The sequence below is a fragment of the Roseibium sp. genome (genome assembly GCF_965216085.1).
In the GTDB taxonomy this organism is placed as follows: Bacteria; Pseudomonadota; Alphaproteobacteria; order Rhizobiales; family Stappiaceae; genus Roseibium.
Genome location: NZ_OZ244138.1, coordinates 5,510,075 through 5,525,388, shown reverse-complemented (window position 1 = coordinate 5,525,388; position 15,314 = coordinate 5,510,075). Strand labels below are relative to the sequence as shown.

The following is a 15,314-nucleotide window of genomic DNA, read 5'->3' as shown; positions in this document are numbered from 1 at the left end:
GGAGAATGATCAAAAGGTATCCCGCTTAGGCCTACCGCTAAACGTAGTTTTTCAAAAACCGGCAGGCCCGGCCTACGGTAGGCAGGCCGTTCTGTTTTACCCAGTCTAGGATTGGTTGGATGTTGTCTTCAAGGCGCCAGGCGACATCGATCGCCGCCAAAGGCTTTTCCTTGAAGTATTTGATCTTGGCGCGTTTCAGATCGTCAAAGAGTGGATCCGAAACATAGATGCCATTGGTTTCAAAGAGACCGCCGCACCAAACATGATGTCCAGATATCGCCTGAGCACTGAGGATTTCCTTGTCCCAATGATCTACGCGCGGAAAAGGATCATACGGTTCGACTAGCCGTTGGCTCCAACTGACCTCTGAATGCGAAACCAGCACCGCATCGACACAAACCGTGCAATTGAAGAAGTAATAGTTGATCGGCACTCGGTCGCCCGCTTTGTCGAACAATTCAACTGGAATAAACTGGTGAACCCCCGGTTCGTATGACTCGACAATCTCCTTGAACCGTTCGCTGACCGCATTGACGCCCGGCAGAGGAAAGACATCGTGGATCTTCTTCTTTTTTGCTGCTGTGCGACCGTTGCAAAACGATCAGCATCCACCGGATAGCCAAGGCTCAGGCCGATGAGCGCCATATTCTCCGGTTCTGTAGCGAACTCGAACATGGGCGTGGAATAGTCTTGGTACTCAAGCGATAGATGAACCGGCATGCGGGAATCCAAAAAAAATTTGTCATTCGTCCCATAAACGCCAGAGGTTGTGGAAGTGTGAATTGCGTGAGCGCTCCATTGATTCGGTGCACCTCAGAGTTTCGGTTTGTGAAAAACCTGGATGCGATTTGAGCACTCTCAATTGTCGTCCCAGCACCGGCCTTCGCGGGCATAAACTCCGGCTGGGACCTAATATTCCGTGTCGTTAGCGATTGGGAAAAACACTATTTTCTGAGGTTACTAGGCCCCAGCCTGGGCTGGGGCGGCAAAAACAGAGAGAGGCGTTCCGCGTATCCTTCCGTTATGTTGCGTTGCGAGATATTTTAAATATAAAATTTCATACTTGAAATATCTGAAAAACAGGCGCAGGATCATCCTCAGACGTTTTGGAAAAGATCAGATCCGGGGAGGATATCGTGCGCATCGTATGTCTTGGAGGCGGGCCAGCCGGTCTTTACTTCGCCATTTCGATGAAGCTGCGGGACAGCTCTCACGAGATCACAGTGATCGAACGCAACAAGGCGGACGACACCTTTGGCTGGGGTGTCGTGCTGTCTGATGAAACCCTAGATAATCTCGCGGACAACGATCCGGTCAGCGCGGAGAAAATTCGCGCGCATTTTGCTTATTGGGACGATATTGCGCTGCATGTCGGCAGTGACAAGCAGCTCTCCAGCGGACACGGGTTCTGCGGCATTGGCCGCAAGCAGTTGCTTCTGCTGCTCCAGGAGCGCGCCCGCGAGCTCGATATTGAGCTGAAGTTTGAAACCGAAGTCGGCAGCGCCGAGGAATACCGCAAGGATTATGATCTGGTTGTTGCTGCTGATGGCCTCAATTCCAAGACCCGCACGCTTTTCGCTGACACCTTCAAGCCGGACATTGATGTGCGCAGGTGCCACTTCGTCTGGCTCGGCACCCATCAAACCTTCTCCGACGCCTTCACCTTCATTTTTGAGAAGACCGAACACGGCTGGGTCTGGGCCCACGCCTATCAGTTCGATGATGATACGGCGACATTCATTGTTGAATGCATGCCGGACACCTTTGAGGCGTTCGGTTTTGGTGAGATGAACCAGCAGGAAAGCATCAAGACCTGCGAGGAGATTTTCAAGGATCATCTGGGTGGCCATAGCCTGATGACCAATGCCAACCACGTGCGCGGATCTGCCTGGATCCAGTTCCCGCGTGTGCTCTGTGAGAAGTGGAGCCACGAAAATGTCGTGTTGATGGGCGACGCGGCGGCGACAGCCCATTTTTCCATCGGCTCAGGTTCGAAATTGGCGATGGAATCGGCGATTTCACTGGCGGATCTCGTTGAAAACGAAGCAGACCTGGCCTCGGCCTTCGAAAAATACGAAGACCAGCGCCGCTTGGAAGTGCTGCGTTTGCAATCGGCGGCACGCAATTCGCTCGAGTGGTTCGAAAATGTCGAACGTTATCTCCATCTCGACCCGGTTCAACTGAATTACTCCCTGCTCACCCGCTCCCAGCGGATCAGTCACGAAAACCTGCGCGAGCGCGATCCGAAATGGCTGGAAGCCGCGGAAAGCTGGTTCATGGACCAGGCGCGCAAAGGTGCGAACCTGCCGGTGGCGAACAATGAAAACACACCGCCGCGTGCGCCAATGTTTGCCCCTTTCAAGCTGCGCGGCATGGAGCTGAAAAGCCGGATCGTGGTCTCGCCGATGGCGCAATATAAAGCCGTCGACGGCTGTCCGACCGACTGGCATTTTTCTCACTACGGGGAGCGCGCCAAGGGTGGCGCTGGTCTGGTTTATGTCGAAATGACCTGCGTCAGCCCGGAAGGCCGGATCACGCCAGGCTGTCCAGGGCTCTATGCGCCGGAGCATGAGGCCGCCTGGCGGCGATTGACCAATTTTGTCCATGAGCACACGGACGCCAAGATCGCCTGCCAAATCGGCCATTCGGGCCGCAAGGGATCGACCAATCTCGGCTGGGAAGGCATGGACCTGCCGCTGGAGAGCGGTAACTGGGATCTTGTGTCCGCCTCCGCGATCCCCTGGTCATCATGCAACGCGACCCCGCGCGAAATCACCCGCGCCGAAATGGATGAGATTCGCGATCAATTCGTGGCGTCGGCTCAAATGGCAGACCGAGCCGGTTTCGACATGATCGAACTGCACGCAGCCCACGGCTATTTGTTGTCATCCTTCATTTCGCCGGTCTCGAATGTCCGGACCGATGACTACGGCGGCAGCCTGGAAAACCGCATGCGTTACCCGCTGGAAGTCTTGAAAGCGATGCGCGCCGTTTGGCCCGACGATAAACCGATGTCGGTGCGCATTTCCGCCAACGACTGGGTTGGTGACGATGGGGTGACACCGGACGAAGCCATCGAGATCGCCCGTATGTTCTCGGACGCTGGAGCTGATCTGATCGATGTGTCCGCAGGTCAAACAACCGTTGATGCCAAGCCGGTCTATGGCCGCATGTTCCAGACGCCATTCTCCGACCGCATCCGAAACGAAGCCGGTCTGACCACCATGGCTGTCGGCAACATCTTTGAAGCTGATCACGCCAATTCGATTCTGATGGCGGGCCGGGCCGATTTGGTGGCTGTTGGGCGTCCGCACCTCACCAATCCCTATTGGACGCTTCATGAAGGCGCCAAGATTGGTGACCGGGCCGCGCCGGATTGGCCGTTGCCTTATCTCGCGGGCCGCGATCAGCTTTGGCGGTTGGCCGACAAGAACGCCGAGACGGTGGGTAAAGTATGAGCTTGCGGGCCAAACATGTTGTTGTGACCGGCGGTGGCTCTGGGGCTGGCGCCGAGATCGCGCATGGTTTCGCCAAGGCCGGGACGAAAGTCACCGTCATGGGCCGGAATGCGGAAAAGCTCGAAGCGCAAAATTTGCCCTATCAGGTCTGTGATGTGTCGGACCCTGCAGCCATCTTCGCGGCCTTTGACGCGGCCCGCCAAGAACAAGGCCCGATCTCGGTTGTCATTGCCAATGCGGGCGCAACGGAAAGCGTACCGTTTTCCAAGATGACGCCGAAAGCGTTCAACGCAAACTTGGCCGTCAATCTGACTGGCGTTGCCTTTTCCTTTCAGGCGGCTTTGAACGATATGAAATCTGCCGGCTGGGGCCGAATGATCGCGATTGCCTCAACGGCGGGCCTCAAAGGGTATCCCTATGTCACCGGTTATTGCGCCGCCAAACATGGTGTTGTCGGTCTGACAAAGTCCCTGTCTGTGGAGCTGGCCCGCACCGGCATCACGGTCAATGCAATCTGCCCAGGATTTCTGGAAACGCCGATGCTGGACCGCTCCATAGAAAACATCATGGCAAAGACGGGTATGGACCAGGAGACGGCCGCAGGGAAACTGCGGGAAATCAATCCGCAGAACCGCTTTGTTCAACCTCGCGAAGTTGCTGAGACTGCTCTCTGGCTTTGTTCGGATGGGGCAGTCAGCATTAACGGCCATGCGCTCAGCCTATCAGGGGGAGAAGTCTGATGGTTGAGACAGAAACTTCCCTGGAACCAATCTCCAAAACCCGGCTGCGGCTTTGGCTCCGTCTGCTCAAGGCAACCTCAGGGATCGAAGCGGAAATCCGCCGCCGCCTGCGCGATGAATGTGACACGACCTTGCCGCGCTTCGACGTTCTATCGGCGTTGTCGCGCTATCCGGATGGGCTGAAGATGAGCGAGATTTCGGTCCTACTCAAGGTCTCGAATGGCAACGTAACCGGTATTGTTGAGCGCCTGGTGGATGATGGTCATGCCGAGCGGTTGGCCGTTCCCGGCGACAAACGCGCCAACCGGGTCAAGCTGACTTCTGAGGGGCACGCGATGTTTGCCGATTTGGCAGCCAAACACGAAAGCTGGATCGACGAGTTGATGAGCGGCCTCGACCGGCCGGCGATTGACGCTTGCAACGGCATTTTTGAGCAATTTGGCTCGTCTGTGGAAGCGGATACAAACTCTAGCAAGGCAATGAGTAAATGACCAACGCCCCGAAACATTTCAATCTGACCGTCGAAGGCGGCATTGCCCGGGTGTCCTTGAACAGGCCAGAGCGGAAAAATCCGCTCACGTTCGACAGCTACGCTGAGCTGCGTGACTGGTTCCGGGACCTTGTCTACAACGACGAAATTCATGCTGTGGTGTTCCTGCCCAACGGTGGTAATTTCTCCTCCGGCGGCGATGTTCATGACATCATTGGCCCGCTCACCAAGATGTCGATGAAAGAGCTGCTCGCCTTTACCCGGATGACGGGCGACCTGGTGAAAGCCATCATCAATTGCGGCAAACCGGTGATCGCAGCGATTGACGGTGTCTGTGTCGGTGCCGGGGCAATCATTGCCATGGCGTCGGATCTGCGTATCGGTACGCCCGAAGCCAAGACCGCATTTCTATTCACCCGCGTTGGCCTTGCCGGTTGCGACATGGGCGCTTGCGCGATCCTGCCCAGGATCATCGGTCAGGGCCGGGCTGCGGAACTGCTTTATACTGGCCGCTCCATGAGCGCGGACGAAGGCGAGCGCTGGGGCTTCTTCAACCGTCTTGTAGCTGCCGATGCTTTGGAAACAGAAGCTGTGATCTTTGCAGAGCGTATCGTGGCTGGGCCGAATTTTGCGCACATGATGACCAAGACCATGCTGGCGCAGGAATGGTCCATGTCCATCGAACAAGCGATCGAAGCGGAAGCCCAGGCGCAGGCGATCTGTATGCAGACCGGTGATTTCGAACGGGCCTACAACGCCTTCGTCAACAAGGAAAAACCGGTGTTTGAGGGCAATTGATGGCAGACAAAAGCTTTCTTTCCTGGCCGTTCCTCGAAGACCGGCACCGCCAGATGGCAGAGGAGCTTGAGGCCTTTGCGGCCGATCTCCATGTTGATCATTCCGACACCGATGAGGCCTGCCGGTCACTGGTAAAGGAATTAGGTGCTGCCGGATGGCTGCAGCCGACGGCATCTGAGGACGGCGCACCGCTGGACGTCCGGACCCTGTGCCTGACGCGCGAGATTCTGGCGCGTCATGACGGGCTGGCCGACTTCGCCTTTGCCATGCAGGGGCTCGGCACGGGTGCCTTGTCCTTGTTCGGCAAACCGGAACAGAAATTGGCATGGCTGCCGAAGACAAGGTCCGGAGAGGCGATTTCCGCCTTTGCTTTGACCGAACCGCAATCAGGCTCAGATGTCGCCAACTCGACGATGACGGCGACAGATGATGGTGACAATTACATTCTGAATGGCGAAAAGACCTGGATTTCCAACGGTGGCATTGCCGATATCTATACGCTGTTCGCCCGCACGGGCGAGGCGCCGGGCGCCAAGGGCCTATCCGCTTTTGTCGTTACACCTGACCTTCCTGGTTTTGAGGTCGCTGAACGGCTTGACACCATTGCTCCGCATCCGCTCGCGACTCTGCGCTTCACTGATTGCCGGGTGAAAAAATCAGACCTTATCGGCAAGCCCGGCGAAGGCTTCAAGATCGCCATGTCCGTGCTTGACATCTTCCGTTCGACGGTTGCAGCCGCAGCGTTGGGCTTCGCGCGGCGGGCGCTGGATGAGGCGCTTGAGCGGGTCACCACGCGCCAGATCCAAGGCGCACCGCTGGCCGATCTTCAGATGGTGCAGGGACATTTGGCCGATATGGCCCTGGATGTGGATGCTGCCGCCCTGCTGATTTACCGCGCGGCTTGGGCCAAGGACAGCGGCGCCCCGCGGGTTACCCGCGAAGCGGCCATGGCCAAGCTTTTTGCCACCGAACAGGCACAGCAGGTGATCGACAAGGCGGTGCAGTTGCACGGCGGCGACGGCGTGCGCTCAGGCGAGGCTGTTGAAAAGCTCTACCGCGAGATCCGCGCGCTACGCATTTATGAGGGCGCCACGGACGTCCAGAAAATCGTCATCGCGCGTCAGACGCTTGGTGCCTTTGCTGCCGCTGGCGCGAACCAGGGAATTTCATAAGCAAATTCAACAGGGAGGGATGAGCATGTCTAAAGAACTGGAAGGTGGCATCACGCCAAACGGTGAAGGGTTTGACGGTGTTAAGCTGAACATCCTCGGACAAACCTATTATCCGAAAGCCTGGTGCGAAACGACGTTTGCTTTTGAGACGAATTCCGAGCCCGGCCAATTTGTTCCGGTGCACATCCATCCGACACAGGACGAGTTCATTCTGGTGCAAGAAGGTGAGTTGGACCTGAAACTTGATGGCAATTGGGTGAAGGCAAAGGCTGGCGACCTCGTCCGTATGCCCAAGGGCATTCCGCATGGATATTTCAACAAGTCGGACAAACCCTGCCGGGCGCTTTTTTGGGTGTCCCCAGCTGGCAAACTCAAGGAACTTTTTGACGAATTGCATGACATGACCGACGTCGAAGCCGTGGTTCGTGTTTCTGCAGAACATGATGTGGACTTCCTGCCGCCGGAAGCCAACGACTAAGGCGCTTCGCGCCGGATAAGGAGACCGACCATGGCTAGCGGACTATCGCCCTCGGCCCATGTCGATACATTTGCCCGCGACAATCTTCCACCAGAAGACCAATGGCCGGATTTTCTGCTGGAGGGGTTCGACTATCCCGAGCATATCAACGTCGGCGTGGAACTCACCGACAAGATGGTTGAGAAAGGTTTTGGCGACCATACGGCCCTAATTGGTAATGGCCGCCGCCGGACCTACAAGGAACTCTCCGACTGGACCAACCGCCTGGCGCATGCGCTGGTCGAAGACTTGGGCGTCAAACCGGGCAATCGGGTGCTGATCCGGTCGGCCAACAATCCGGCAATGGTCGCCTGCTGGTTGGCGGCGACCAAGGCCGGTGCTGTGGTGGTCAACACCATGCCCATGTTGCGGGCCGGTGAACTTGGCAAGATCGTCGATAAGGCGGAAATCGAATTCGCGCTGTGCGACACCCGGTTGATGGATGAGATGGTCGCCTGTGCCAAGACCTCATCGTACCTGAAGAAGGTTATTGGCTTTGATGGCACGTCCAATCACGATGCTGAACTGGACCGTCTCGCGCTGACCAAGTCCGTATTGTTTGAGTCCGTCCAAACGGGCCGGGACGATGTTGCCCTGCTTGGTTTCACCTCTGGCTCCACCGGTTCGCCCAAGGCGACCATGCACTTTCACCGGGATATTCTGATTATCGCCGATGGTTATGCCAAGGAAGTGCTGGGCGTGACGCCAGACGATGTTTTTGTTGGCTCGCCGCCCCTTGCCTTTACCTTTGGGCTTGGTGGATTGGCAGTGTTCCCGCTGCGGTTTGGTGCGGCGGCGACCTTGCTGGAAAACGCGTCGCCGCCCAATATGATTGAGATCATTCAGACCTATAAGGCGACGGTTTGCTTCACAGCGCCAACCGCCTATCGGGTGATGTTGCAGGCGATGGAAGAAGGGGCGGATCTGTCTTCCTTGCGGGCTGCTGTCTCAGCCGGTGAAACCTTGCCGTCGCCTGTTTATGATGCCTGGATTGAAAAAACCGGCAAACCGATGCTCGACGGCATTGGTGCTACCGAGATGCTGCATATCTTCGTTTCTAACCGGTTTGATGACCACAAACCGGCCTGTACCGGCAAACCGGTCTCGGGCTATGAGGTCAAGATCGTTGGTCAGGACGGAAAACCGGTTGCGCCGGGAGATGTTGGACGTCTGGCCGTGCGTGGCCCGACCGGATGCCGGTATCTCGCAGACGAACGGCAAAAGGACTATGTCGTCGATGGCTGGAACATCACGGGCGACAGTTTTTCCATGAGCGAAGACGGCCATCTGCATTTTGCCGCGCGCAACGACGATATGATCATTTCCTCCGGTTACAACATCGCCGGTCCGGAGGTGGAAGCGGCCCTTCTGTCCCACGAGAGTGTTCTGGAATGCGCCGTCATCGGTGTGCCGAATCCCGAGCGTGGATCGATCGTTCAAGCGCATATCGTGTTGGTTGAAGGCACTGAGCCGTCGGACTTGCTGGTCAAGGTCTTGCAGGATCACGTGAAGGCAGTGATCGCGCCGTTCAAATATCCACGCTCGATCATTTTCACGGAAACCTTGCCAAAAACCGCGACAGGCAAAGTGCAGCGGTTCCGGCTTCGGGACGATCTCAACTAACCAGATAAATACTTCTGCAAGTGGGCCCTGCAGAAGACGGACAAGCATGGCCCATCGGTTATAGGCGGAAAAACAAGGCGCCATACCCGGACGGAATTGGGAACAGCAGGTCAGTAGTTTAGGAGGACCGATATGAAACAGATTTTGCTCGCGGCAGTTGCCGCGCTGGCACTTGGCGCAGCGCCGCTCGCAGCCGAACCGGTAAAAGTCGGCATGATCACTACTTTGTCCGGCGGCGGTGCCGGCCTTGGCATTGATGTGCGTGACGGCTTCATGCTGGCGGTCAAACAGTCTGGCAACGATAATCTGGAAGTGGTCATCGAGGATGATCAGCGTAAACCGGACATCGCCGTTCAGCTTGCCGACAAACTGGTGCAGTCCGAAAAGGTTGATGTCCTGACCGGCATCATCTGGTCGAACCTTGCCATGGCTGTCATCCCATCTGTAACAGCTCAGGGTAAGTTCTACCTGTCGCCGAACGCTGGCCCATCCATATTGGCCGGAAAGGGCTGTCATCCGAACTATTTCAACGTCGCCTGGCAGAATGACAACCTGCATGAAGCAGCCGGTGCCTTTGCCAATGTTGAAGGCTACAAGAACAGTTTCATCCTCGCACCGAACTATCCGGCCGGGAAAGACGCGCTCACTGGTTACAAGCGCCTCTATAAAGGGGACCTAGCTGGCGAGATCTACACCAAGCTTGGCCAGACGGATTATGCAGCTGAGTTGGCACAAATCCGGGCTTCCGGCGCAGACAGTGTCTATTTCTTTCTGCCTGGCGGCATGGGAATTTCCTTCCTGAAGCAATATGCAGGCAGCGGCGTTGATCTGCCGGTTGTCGGTCCGGCTTTCTCATTTGACCAAGGCATTCTGCAGGCGGTTGGCGACGCGGCGCTTGGCGTGCGGAATACCAGCCAGTGGTCCAAGGACATCAACACACCGGTCAACAATGCCTTTGTTGAGAGCTTCCAGGCAGAATACGGCCGTTTACCGTCGCTCTATGCCTCGCAAGGCTTCGACACGGCAAACCTGCTCTTGTCCGCCATAGCAAAAGCCGATGTGAACGATGCGGACGCGTTCCGGTCAGCGCTTCAGGAAGCCGATTTCAAAAGCACGCGTGGTGAATTCAAATTCGGCCCCAACAACCATCCGATTCAGGATATCTACGTGCGGGAAGTCATCAAAGAGGGTGATGTCTTCACCAACAAGATCATCGGCAAGGCTCTGAACAGCCATTCAGACGCTTATTGGTCCGACTGTAATATGTAAGGTGTTGTTTGGCCTCGGTTCCAGAACCGGGGCCAGCTTTCGGGTGGGATTGCATGTCTTTTATTTTGCTCATCGAGCAGATTTTGAACGGCCTTCAATTTGGGATCATGTTGTTCCTGATGGCCGCGGGTCTGACGCTGATATTCGGGGTGATGGGGCTGATCAACTTGGCCCATGGGTCGCTCTATATGGTTGGAGCGTTCTGCGCAGCCGCTGTTGCGGGCGCGACCGGATCGTTCTTCTTTGGATTGATCGCAGCCTTGGCCGGTGCGGCTCTTGCCGGCGCCTTGGTCGAACTTGTTGTTATCCGGCGGCTGTATGCAAAGGATCACTTGGATCAAGTGCTGGCGACATTTGCGCTGATCCTGATCTTTTCCGAAGGCACAAGATGGGTGTTCGGATCCTTCCCGCTCTTTCTGGACATTCCGCCAGCGCTGGCCGGGCCGGTGACCTTGCCAGGCGGCATTGAATACCCGCTCTACCGTTTGGCCTTGATCATTGTCGGACTTCTGGTGGCTGCGGGCCTGTTCCTGCTGATTTCCCGCACTCGGCTGGGTATCCAAATCCGCGCCGGGGAAAACGACCGTGAAATGATCGCGGCGCTCGGTGTCGACATTGCCAAACTCTACACCATTGTCTTTGCACTTGGCGCGGCCTTGGCCGGTTTGGCTGGGGCGCTTGTTGGGGCAATCCAGTCAGTTCAGGTCGGCATGGGCGAACCAGTTCTAATCCTTGCCTTCGTTGTCATCGTCATTGGCGGTATCGGTTCGATCAAAGGAGCGCTCATTGGCGCAATCCTGGTTGGCCTCACCGACACCCTTGGCGGCATCTTCCTGCCGGAACTCATGAAACTCTTCGTCAGCCCAGCCGCCGCGACGTCGATCGGATCTTCAATTGCGTCCATGGCTATTTACATCCTTATGGCCGCAGTCCTTGTGCTGCGCCCGACGGGCCTGTTCGGAGCGCGCACATGACCCGGGAAACAATCTTCAATTCCGTGACGCTCGCCGCTCTGGCAATTGTGCCGCTCTGGGCGCATTTCTCCGGCGAACCGTTCACCGTAACCCTGGCAACCCGTGCCGTCATCCTGGCGCTGGCGGCCGTCGGGCTCAACATCGCGCTTGGTTTTGGCGGTCTTGTCAGTCTTGGCCATGCGGTGTTCTTCGGCATCGGCGGTTACGCCATGGGCATCCTCGCGCATCATGCGCAAACCTATACGCCGGTGATGGAATGGCCGTTTGTCATTGAGGGCACAAAGTCCATGCCGGTGATTTGGCTGGTGGCGGTGGTGCTCTCGTCAATCGCTGCGTTTTTCATCGGCTTGTTGTCGCTCAGAACGTCCGGTGTGTATTTCATCATGATCACGCTGGCTTTTGGGCAGATGTTTTTCTTCTTTGCCATCAGCTGGAGTGCATATGGCGGCGAGGATGGCCTGTCGATCTATGTTCGCAACGGCTTTCCGGGTTTGAATACGCTGGTGCCGATCCAGTTCTATGGGCTCTGTTTTGTGATCCTCGCTGCTGTTCTGTTCTTTTCTGCCAAACTGCAGCGCTCGCCCTTTGGCTTGGCGCTCAACGCGGCGCGGCAAGTGCCGGACCGGGTCGAAACCGTAGGGCTCAATCCGATGCGTTTGCGGCTGGTGGCCTTTGTGCTCTCCGGCGCAATCACAGGACTGGCGGGAGCGCTCTTTGCCGACCTCAACCGCTTTGTCAGCCCAACGATGTTCTCATGGCAGATGTCTGGCGAGATCATCATCTTCATCATTCTTGGAGGCGTTGCCCGGCTCTATGGCCCGGTCGTCGGTGCGGTGATCTTTGTGGCTCTGGAGCATATCCTCGGCGATCTCTCCGACTTCTGGCACATCTATCTCGGAATCCTTTTGTTGCTGGTGGTGCTGTTCGCTCGCGGCGGCATCATCGGCATGCTCGTTGGCCGGGAGGTGGCTCATGACTGAGGCAATTCTCGCGACACACGGTATCTCCAAGAGCTTTGGTGCTCTGAAAGCCAGCGATGATGTGTCCATTGATTTGAGAGCGGGAGAAATCCACGCAATCATCGGCCCGAACGGCGCTGGCAAATCAACGTTGATCAAACAGATTTGTGGCGGCTTGCGCCCGGATACCGGAACCGTCAAGCTGCTTGGCAAGGATGTTACCGATCTACCGACCGAACTGCGGGCGCAAGCCGGTCTTGGACGGACCTTCCAGATCTCCGCACTCGCAATGGAAGATACAGTTCTTCAAAACGCTGTCCTCGGGGCACTGGGCGGACAGGGAAATCCGTGGCGGTTCTTCAAGCCGGTCCTGAAGGACAAGGATCTGCTTGATACGGCGATGGAAGCGCTGGAGCGCGTTGGCCTTGAAAAACAGGCCAAAACGCGCACCGCCGAACTCAGTCATGGCCAGCGCCGCCAGCTGGAAGTCGCCGTGGCGCTGACGCTGAAACCAAAGGCCTTTGTTATGGATGAGCCTATGGCTGGTCTGGGGACAGAAGGTTCCAAACGGCTAACGGAGTTCCTGGACGGATTGCGCCAGCAAGCACCGATCTTGCTGGTGGAACACGATATGGATGCCGTATTTGCCCTTGCCGACCGGATCTCCGTGCTGGTCTACGGAAAGGTGATTGCGACCGGCACAGTCGACGAAATCCGCACCAACAATGATGTGCGTGATGCTTATTTGGGAGACGAGGCATGAGTGCGCTTTTGGCTCTCAAAAATGTCACCGCCAGTTATGGTCCGAGCCAGGCCTTGTTCGATGTTTCACTGTCGATTGGTGAAGGCGAAGTCGTAGCACTGATGGGCCGCAATGGCATGGGCAAGTCAACGACGGTGAAAACCATCTGCGGCATGCTGCCATCAGGTGGTGAAATCCAGTTCAAGGACAAGGTGATCGGCGGGATGCCGAGCCACAAAGTCGCCCGCCTCGGAGTTGGCCTCGTGCCTGAAGGCCGCCGGTGTTTTTCCGACCTGACAGTCGAAGAGAACCTAATGGCTGCAGCCCGGTCCGGCGCCTGGGACTTTGCCAAGGTGGCGGAGCTGTTTCCGCGTCTTGCAGAACGGAGAAATCAGAAGGCGGCATCACTGTCGGGCGGAGAGCAGCAGATGCTGGCCATTGGCCGGGCTTTGATGACCAACCCGATCCTGATGATCCTGGATGAGGCAACCGAGGGCCTTGCGCCGATCATCCGCCAGGAAATCTGGGCGGCTATCAGTCATTTGAAAAACAGCAGCGGTTTGTCGATCCTTCTTGTCGACAAGTCCTTGAAAGAACTGCAGCAGGTCGCCGATCAGGGCGTCATATTGGAACGTGGCCGGACTGTTTGGTCGGGCCGAATGGCCGATCTTGATGCTGAGACCGGAGAAAAATATCTCGGGATCTAAAGACCTTACTTTGCTTCCGGGACAAAAAAGAAAGACGCACCATGAGCCACAAAATTATTCATCCCGAAGGTTGGGCCCCGGCAAAGGGTTATGCCAATGGCGTATTGAGCCGCAAAGGCGTTTTGCATATCGGCGGTCAGATCGGTTGGAACAAAGATCAGGTTTTTGAGACCCATGACTTCATCGGCCAGATGGAACAGGCGCTGACAAACGTGCTTGGCGTTGTTGAGGCTGCCGGTGGGTCAGCGGAAGATATTGTCCGCCTGACCTGGTTTGTTACCGACAAGAAAGAATACCTGGCGCGTCAGCGCGAGATCGGTGAGACCTACCGCAAAGTCCTGGGCCGCCACTTCCCGGCAATGTCCATGGTTGTGGTCGCCGGGCTCATTGAAGACGAAGCACTGGTTGAAATCGAGGCCACTGCCGAGATCGGCTGATGGGTCTCAGTTTTCCGGCAGGAACCAGTCCCGGGCGTTATCATAACAAATGCGGCGGATGAGGCCGTCGCTGAGCTCCGGATGGGCCGGAATAGCGCCATCCTCCACCCATTGACCGATCATGCGGCAGACAAGACGCCGGTAGTACTCATGGCGCGGGAAAGACAGGAACGATCGGGAATCGGTCAGCATGCCAATGAAGCGGGACAAAAGCCCCATCTGCGCCACTTGATTCAATTGCCGTTCCATACCGTCGAGCTGATCGTTGAACCACCAGCCCGGACCAGCCTGGATTTTCCCGGGATCAGACCCGTCCTGGAAGTTGCCGGCAATGGTCACCAGCATCTCGTTGTGGATAGGGTTCAGGGCATAAAGAATGGTTCGTGGCAGCCCTTTACGGGAATTGATCTGATCTAGGATCGCATTGAGCGACGCGCCAATGGCAACATCTGACATGCAGTCGCCGCCTACATCAGGCCCCAGTGCCCGGAATAAGCGGCTGTTTTGATTGCGCAGAGCTCCGACGTGATACTGCATAACTATGCCGCGTTCGGCATAGGCTTCGCCGAGTTCGATCAGGACGGCAGCTTTGAAATCGGCAACGTCTTGCGGTGACATCGGCCAGCCGTTCTGCCCGCTGCGCAAGATCATGTCCAATTCCCGGGGGGGGCGTTTTTCGAACGCCGGCAGATCGTTCAATCCGTGGTCGGCGGCCTTGCAGCCGAGGGACACAAAAAAGTCCAGCCGGTTTATTAGGGCAGCAATCAGGGTCTCATAGCTGTCGATAGCAATGCCGCTGGCTTCACCAAGTTGACGGCAGTAGGCGGCAAACCCCGGCGTTGTGGGAACCAAAGCCTTATCGGGCCGGAAACTAGGGGCCATGCGGATCGGGCAGTCTGGATCCGCATGGACAGCGGAATGAAACTCCAATGTGTCGGTTGGATCATCTGTTGTGCCGACATATTGGACATTCATTCTGGTCAAGAGCCCACGCGCACTGTGGCTTGGCTGCGTGAGTTTTGCGTTGGCGAGTTCCCAGACTTCATCGGCCGTGTCCGGGCAAAAAATGCCGTCCCAGCCAAAATAACGTTGCAGTTCCAGATGGGTCCAATGGTAGAGCGGGTTGCCAAGACAATGTGGGACTGTTTCGGCAAAAGCTTTGAACTTCAGATGATAGTCCGCTTCGCCGGTCACCAGATTTTCGGAAATGCCGTTCCAGCGCATCGCGCGCCATTTATAGTGATCGCCCTCGAGCCAGATTTCACCAATAGACTCCCAAGACCGGTTCTCGGCAATGGCTGCTGGATCCAGGTGATTATGAAAGTCGACGATCGGCAGATCTTTGGCGACCTCATGGTACAGCCGACGGCCAGTCGGAGTATCAAGCAGAAAGTCCGGGCCGAGGAAGGGAGCGGTCATTGGAAAAGA

The 15,314-nt window shown here is 56.7% G+C and carries 15 protein-coding genes; 13 read left to right on the top strand and 2 right to left on the bottom strand.

Annotated features, from left to right (window positions below; translation table 11 throughout):
* Positions 1-37 precede the first annotated feature (37 nt).
* Positions 38-505, bottom strand: coding sequence for an imm11 family protein (locus ACOOFE_RS25790; protein WP_420415640.1), 468 nt, complete (start codon positions 503-505; stop codon positions 38-40).
* A gap of 685 nt (positions 506-1,190) precedes the next feature.
* Between ACOOFE_RS25790 and ACOOFE_RS25785 the strand changes: the two genes are divergently transcribed.
* From ACOOFE_RS25785 to ACOOFE_RS25725, 13 genes are all read left to right on the top strand, one after another.
* The gene (locus tag ACOOFE_RS25785) at positions 1,191-3,458 is read left to right on the top strand and encodes a bifunctional salicylyl-CoA 5-hydroxylase/oxidoreductase (RefSeq protein WP_420415639.1); all 2,268 of its coding nucleotides are present in this window, start codon (positions 1,191-1,193) and stop codon (positions 3,456-3,458) included.
* Positions 3,455-4,198 carry an SDR family NAD(P)-dependent oxidoreductase gene (locus tag ACOOFE_RS25780; RefSeq protein WP_420412667.1) on the top strand — a complete coding sequence of 248 codons (744 nt, stop codon included), beginning with the start codon at positions 3,455-3,457 and terminating at the stop codon, positions 4,196-4,198. The genes ACOOFE_RS25785 and ACOOFE_RS25780 overlap by 4 nt, the downstream gene beginning before the upstream one ends.
* Positions 4,198-4,689 (top strand): MarR family winged helix-turn-helix transcriptional regulator, encoded by a 492-nt coding sequence (locus tag ACOOFE_RS25775; protein WP_420412666.1) that lies wholly within the window; start codon positions 4,198-4,200, stop codon positions 4,687-4,689. The genes ACOOFE_RS25780 and ACOOFE_RS25775 overlap by 1 nt, the downstream gene beginning before the upstream one ends.
* Positions 4,686-5,486, top strand: coding sequence for an enoyl-CoA hydratase family protein (locus ACOOFE_RS25770; protein ID WP_420412665.1), 801 nt, complete (start codon positions 4,686-4,688; stop codon positions 5,484-5,486). The genes ACOOFE_RS25775 and ACOOFE_RS25770 overlap by 4 nt, the downstream gene beginning before the upstream one ends.
* Complete coding sequence (locus tag ACOOFE_RS25765; protein WP_420412664.1) at positions 5,486-6,658, top strand: acyl-CoA dehydrogenase family protein; 1,173 nt, start codon at positions 5,486-5,488, stop codon at positions 6,656-6,658. Before ACOOFE_RS25770 ends, ACOOFE_RS25765 begins: the two co-directional genes overlap by 1 nt.
* Before the next feature lie 25 nt (positions 6,659-6,683).
* Positions 6,684-7,136: a cupin domain-containing protein gene (locus ACOOFE_RS25760; RefSeq protein ID WP_141184059.1), complete on the top strand. Its 453-nt coding sequence runs from the start codon at positions 6,684-6,686 to the stop codon at positions 7,134-7,136.
* Positions 7,137-7,166: 30 nt separating this feature from the next.
* Positions 7,167-8,798: an AMP-binding protein gene (locus ACOOFE_RS25755; protein WP_420412663.1), complete on the top strand. Its 1,632-nt coding sequence runs from the start codon at positions 7,167-7,169 to the stop codon at positions 8,796-8,798.
* A 132-nt stretch (positions 8,799-8,930) separates the two neighbouring features.
* Positions 8,931-10,067 carry an ABC transporter substrate-binding protein gene (locus ACOOFE_RS25750; protein ID WP_420412662.1) on the top strand — a complete coding sequence of 379 codons (1,137 nt, stop codon included), beginning with the start codon at positions 8,931-8,933 and terminating at the stop codon, positions 10,065-10,067.
* 53 nt (positions 10,068-10,120) lie between these two features.
* Complete coding sequence (locus ACOOFE_RS25745) at positions 10,121-11,041, top strand: branched-chain amino acid ABC transporter permease (RefSeq protein ID WP_420412661.1); 921 nt, start codon at positions 10,121-10,123, stop codon at positions 11,039-11,041.
* Positions 11,038-12,021, top strand: coding sequence for a branched-chain amino acid ABC transporter permease (locus ACOOFE_RS25740; protein WP_141184055.1), 984 nt, complete (start codon positions 11,038-11,040; stop codon positions 12,019-12,021). Before ACOOFE_RS25745 ends, ACOOFE_RS25740 begins: the two co-directional genes overlap by 4 nt.
* A complete protein-coding gene (locus ACOOFE_RS25735; RefSeq protein WP_420412660.1) occupies positions 12,014-12,763 on the top strand; it encodes an ABC transporter ATP-binding protein in 750 nt (249 codons plus the stop codon). The genes ACOOFE_RS25740 and ACOOFE_RS25735 overlap by 8 nt, the downstream gene beginning before the upstream one ends.
* Positions 12,760-13,449 carry an ABC transporter ATP-binding protein gene (locus tag ACOOFE_RS25730; RefSeq protein ID WP_420412659.1) on the top strand — a complete coding sequence of 230 codons (690 nt, stop codon included), beginning with the start codon at positions 12,760-12,762 and terminating at the stop codon, positions 13,447-13,449. The genes ACOOFE_RS25735 and ACOOFE_RS25730 overlap by 4 nt, the downstream gene beginning before the upstream one ends.
* Positions 13,450-13,490: 41 nt before the next feature.
* Positions 13,491-13,886, top strand: coding sequence for a RidA family protein (locus ACOOFE_RS25725; protein WP_420412658.1), 396 nt, complete (start codon positions 13,491-13,493; stop codon positions 13,884-13,886).
* A 6-nt stretch (positions 13,887-13,892) separates the two neighbouring features.
* Here the strand turns inward: ACOOFE_RS25725 and uxaC are convergent, their stop codons facing one another.
* Positions 13,893-15,305: a glucuronate isomerase gene (gene uxaC, locus ACOOFE_RS25720; RefSeq protein ID WP_420412657.1), complete on the bottom strand. Its 1,413-nt coding sequence runs from the start codon at positions 15,303-15,305 to the stop codon at positions 13,893-13,895.
* Positions 15,306-15,314: the final 9 nt, after the last annotated feature.

Excerpts from the sequence above, each read along its gene's own strand:
- ACOOFE_RS25785 (WP_420415639.1), top strand. The coding sequence starts at position 1,191 with ATGAAGCTGCGGGACAGCTCTCACGAGATCACAGTGATCGAACGCAAC.
- ACOOFE_RS25755 (WP_420412663.1), top strand. The coding sequence starts at position 7,167 with ATGGCTAGCGGACTATCGCCCTCGGCCCATGTCGATACATTTGCCCGC.
- ACOOFE_RS25750 (WP_420412662.1), top strand. The coding sequence starts at position 8,931 with ATGAAACAGATTTTGCTCGCGGCAGTTGCCGCGCTGGCACTTGGCGCA.
- ACOOFE_RS25780 (WP_420412667.1), top strand. The coding sequence starts at position 3,455 with ATGAGCTTGCGGGCCAAACATGTTGTTGTGACCGGCGGTGGCTCTGGG.
- ACOOFE_RS25770 (WP_420412665.1), top strand. The coding sequence starts at position 4,686 with ATGACCAACGCCCCGAAACATTTCAATCTGACCGTCGAAGGCGGCATT.
- ACOOFE_RS25735 (WP_420412660.1), top strand. The coding sequence starts at position 12,014 with ATGACTGAGGCAATTCTCGCGACACACGGTATCTCCAAGAGCTTTGGT.
- ACOOFE_RS25775 (WP_420412666.1), top strand. The coding sequence starts at position 4,198 with ATGGTTGAGACAGAAACTTCCCTGGAACCAATCTCCAAAACCCGGCTG.
- ACOOFE_RS25730 (WP_420412659.1), top strand. The coding sequence starts at position 12,760 with ATGAGTGCGCTTTTGGCTCTCAAAAATGTCACCGCCAGTTATGGTCCG.
- ACOOFE_RS25760 (WP_141184059.1), top strand. The coding sequence starts at position 6,684 with ATGTCTAAAGAACTGGAAGGTGGCATCACGCCAAACGGTGAAGGGTTT.
- ACOOFE_RS25765 (WP_420412664.1), top strand. The coding sequence starts at position 5,486 with ATGGCAGACAAAAGCTTTCTTTCCTGGCCGTTCCTCGAAGACCGGCAC.
- ACOOFE_RS25725 (WP_420412658.1), top strand. The coding sequence starts at position 13,491 with ATGAGCCACAAAATTATTCATCCCGAAGGTTGGGCCCCGGCAAAGGGT.
- ACOOFE_RS25740 (WP_141184055.1), top strand. The coding sequence starts at position 11,038 with ATGACCCGGGAAACAATCTTCAATTCCGTGACGCTCGCCGCTCTGGCA.
- uxaC (WP_420412657.1), bottom strand. The coding sequence starts at position 15,305 with ATGACCGCTCCCTTCCTCGGCCCGGACTTTCTGCTTGATACTCCGACT.
- ACOOFE_RS25745 (WP_420412661.1), top strand. The coding sequence starts at position 10,121 with ATGTCTTTTATTTTGCTCATCGAGCAGATTTTGAACGGCCTTCAATTT.